At 37.6% G+C, this 801-nt stretch carries 1 protein-coding gene and 1 pseudogene; both read left to right on the forward strand.

Features of this window, described 5'->3' with window-relative positions; genetic code table 11:
• The first annotated feature begins 230 nt into the window (after window positions 1-230).
• Complete coding sequence (locus AC1DU2_RS30850) at window positions 231-404, forward strand: hypothetical protein (protein WP_477389479.1); 174 nt, start codon at window positions 231-233, stop codon at window positions 402-404.
• Window positions 405-609: 205 nt separating this feature from the next.
• Window positions 610-801, forward strand: a pseudogene (locus AC1DU2_RS30855) (IS256 family transposase); the annotation flags it as partial.

Genomic DNA, 801 nt, shown 5'->3' on the forward strand with positions numbered 1-801 from the left:
AATACAAAGAAGTTGTTGCATCTGGTGCCGATATGGAAACTATAAAAGAACTGGCAGCCGTGATTGTACCAGAGCGTAGTTGGTGTTGGAGTTGCCCGGCAGGTAAAGGCGAATTGCTAACGATTATTTACAGTTACTATCAGAGGGAAAGTGAAAAAAGCTAAATTATCAAGAATAACATAATATACAATTAAAGGGCAACCAATTCCGGGAGCTTAAATATATAGTTTATGTTACATCAAAAAACAGCTAAAAGCGAGGCAAAAGACTTTCAACAAGCTTTATTAAAAACACTCAGGGAGGTATTTAACAAAAATTTTGAAATCGATTATGAACAGGCAAGTCCAAAGGATAAAGTACGTTTGTTAAAACAACAAGAAAGGTTGTTTCCCGGTCAGCGATAAAGCCGGGGTTTTTATTATGTTTCATTTTAAAAGGTTAGCTGTAATTAGCTAACCTTTTAAAATGAGTATTATCTTACGTTTTGGTTTATAGTATCCAAAGCGGGAATCAATGTTTCACTTATGGGTTCACCCGTTTGTAAAGATAATGGAGGGTGTAAAATAAACTGTGTCAAGAGTTAAACGTTAACTTAAAACACAGTTTAAGATGAAGAGAGAAGAAGAATCGCTCGAATACGAGCAAATGAAAAAGAATGCCCTTGAGCAACTCCGCTCGGGCAAATCACTTTACGGGAAGGATGGTGCGTTTGCGCCGTTGCTAAAAAGTTTCCTTGATGCCGCTCTTGAGGCAGAATTGGAAAGCCATTTAAATGAAGCTGAACGCAGTTCAGGCAATCGT

It is taken from the genome of Mucilaginibacter sp. P4_C11 (assembly GCF_056402115.1).